3 protein-coding genes are annotated in these 2,451 nt (G+C 67.6%); 2 read left to right on the plus strand and 1 reads right to left on the minus strand.

All coding sequences use genetic code 11. From position 1 onward, the window contains the following. Nucleotides 1-281, plus strand: a 281-nt coding sequence (locus BM093_RS34545) for a DsbA family protein (RefSeq protein WP_177238898.1), incomplete at its 5' end; no start/stop codon positions are given. Between the two features lie 344 nt (nucleotides 282-625). After that, nucleotides 626-994 (plus strand): DUF6790 family protein, encoded by a 369-nt coding sequence (locus BM093_RS34550; protein WP_093357633.1) that lies wholly within the window; start codon nucleotides 626-628, stop codon nucleotides 992-994. On the opposite strand, the gene nicT is transcribed toward BM093_RS34550, so the two are convergent. Beyond that, the gene (nicT, locus tag BM093_RS34555; protein WP_197720156.1) at nucleotides 950-2,164 is read right to left on the minus strand and encodes a Nickel transporter NicT; all 1,215 of its coding nucleotides are present in this window, start codon (nucleotides 2,162-2,164) and stop codon (nucleotides 950-952) included. The two genes, BM093_RS34550 and nicT, sit on opposite strands and share 45 nt — an antisense overlap. Between the last annotated feature and the right edge of the window lie 287 nt (nucleotides 2,165-2,451).

Raw genomic sequence — 2,451 nt, forward strand, 5'->3', positions numbered from 1 at the left:
ATCGGCTGATGTTCGAGACCCAGGAGGAGTGGGGCGAACAGCAGGTCCCGATGGACGATCGCTTCCGCGGATACGCCGAGCAGCTCGGCCTCGACCTGGCGCGCTACGACGCGACCTATAACGACCCTGCGACTCGCGAACGTGTCCTCGCCGACCGCGAGGATGGCTTGGCCCTCGGTGTGCGGGGCACGCCGACGTTCTTGGTCAACGGCGAGCAGCTCAACCCGAAGTCCTACGGCGATCTGACCCGTGCGCTCGACGACGCACTGGCGAAGAGCTGATCAACGATGACCGACATTGTTGACAGGCACCGGTCCTCCCGTGCCGCTCGGGCCGGTCTGGGCATCGCACGCGGCCGTGGGAGTCGCAGTGGGGATCCTGAGGATGCTGGCATCGGCGAGTGGGTTGTCCGCCATCGTGTGATGAGGGCTGCCTGAACCGCCCCGGTGTGTCCGGAGAGCCTGGGGCGTCGTTCGTAATACTGCGTCCGCGGCCCGCAACGGTGCTCTTGTGATCGGCCTGTCTGCCTGTCGTGGCTTTTCGTTGTCGCGTTCGTGCTGGCGATCCTGGGGGTGCCGGCGCTGGGCACCGACGCTGGAATCCCGTTCGACGAGTTGGCGCTGCGTTGGGTGTTGTTCTTCGGCGCCGGGCAGGCATCGTCGGCGGGGCGGTCGCGCAAACGCTCTTCGCTCGCGCCACGGCGAAAGGCTTCGGCTGGCAGACCAACGGCTTCCAGCGCGAGGTCGGCTTCGCCAGCACCGCGATCGGCCTGGGCGGGATCTATGCCTCCACCCAGGACGCACCGGCGGCCTGGATCGTGGGCGCGCAGGCCGGCGGCCTGTTTCTGCTCCTTGCCGCGGTCAACCACATCGTGGAGATCGTGCGTGATCACAACTACGCGCCCGCTATCACGGTCATCCTGGTCAGTGACCTCGGCGTCCCGATCTCTCTACTGGTCCTGCTGATCAGCACAGGCAGCCTCACCGCGGCCTGAGAACGCTGTGGCCTGCTCGAGCTGGTGCTGGTCGACGGTGTGGTCATGGCCTGGGCTCTGGCTGCCCGGGCTGGTGGCGGTGCTATAGCGCTCCTCGATTCGGCCGAACTTCCAGATCGCCAACGCGACGAGCCAGGTGAGCACGAACAGGGCGACCACGGTGTAGCCGACGTAGTTCAGGTCGAGGGTGCCGATGGCGGCCAGCGGACCGGTGTCGATGTCGAGCTTCTCCACGAGCAGCCCGATCAGCACGATCACGCCGACGACCAGTGCGACGATGACGGAGAGCACGGTGACGGTCAGGTTGTAGAAGACCTTCCGGACGGGTTTGAGGAATGCCCAGCCGTAGGCGCGGGCCATGAAGATGCCGTCGGCGGTGTCGAACAGGCTCATTCCGGCGGCGAAGAGTAGCGGCAGGACGAGGATCGCGTACCAGGGCAGGGTGAGCGCGGAGCCGGCGGCGAGCACGAGCAGGGCGACCTGGGTGGCGGTGTCGAAGCCCAGTCCCATGAGTAGCCCGACCGGGTACATGTGCCAGGGTTTGCTCACCCGGCGCATCACCCGGCCGAGCAGGCGGGCCAGGAAGCCGCGGTTGTGCAGCTGGCGCTCCAGCTCGGCCTCGTCGAGCCCGCCGGCGCGCATCTGGCGGAACACCCGGGCGATGCCGATCACAGCGAACAGGTTCATCAGCCCGATCAGGATTAGGAACACCCCGGCCACGATGGTGCCGATCAGCCCGAGGATCTGCTGGAGCTGGGAGTTCTCGTCCTGAACCGGCCCGACGAGCACGCTGACCCCCAGCGCCAGCAGCAGCGACAGCCCGAACACCACGCTGGAGTGGCCCAGCGAGAACCAGAAGCCGGTGCTGAGGCCGGGCTTGCCTTCGCCGACCAGCTTGCGGGTGGTGTTGTCGATCGCGGCGATGTGGTCGGCGTCAAAGGCATGGCGCACCCCGAGCAGGAACGCGGTGAATCCCAGTCCGACCCCGAACACCCCGGTGCTACCCAGCGCCAGGTTCTGCGGGGCGATCACCAGGACCAGCACCGCCCAGCCCACCACGTTGAGCAGCACGACGAACCCGACCATGCCGAGGATGGATAACTTGTCGGCCCGGTCCCATCGGGCGGCGCCGCGTGTGGCCGCGGCCGGAGCCGAGATCACGTCGCTCATGCGGCAACTATCCGCCATCAACCGGTTGTTGCATAGAGACGGCGGTAAGCCCGTTGTGCTGTGAAGCGTCGCCGGGGCGCTCGCCCTGCGCATGTCGGGACCGCCCGGGTGTCGTGGGGGCGCTGCGTGCGGATCTACTCAGCGATGGCGGTCTTGGTCATGCGAGTGAGTCGAGGGCCGTGCGGAGTCGTCTGCCGGCGTCGGCGGCGGTGTCGGCGAGTTCGGCTTGGTCGCCGGCGGCGATGCCGAGCAGGGAGCCGGGATCGACGGCCTGAACGATGGTCCGG

This window comes from Pseudonocardia ammonioxydans (assembly GCF_900115005.1).
GTDB lineage: Bacteria > Actinomycetota > Actinomycetes > Mycobacteriales > Pseudonocardiaceae > Pseudonocardia > Pseudonocardia ammonioxydans.

What these genes read in the sequence shown, in the direction of transcription:
- nicT (WP_197720156.1), bottom strand. Translation starts at nt 2,164, where the DNA reads ATGAGCGACGTGATCTCGGCTCCGGCCGCGGCCACACGCGGCGCCGCC.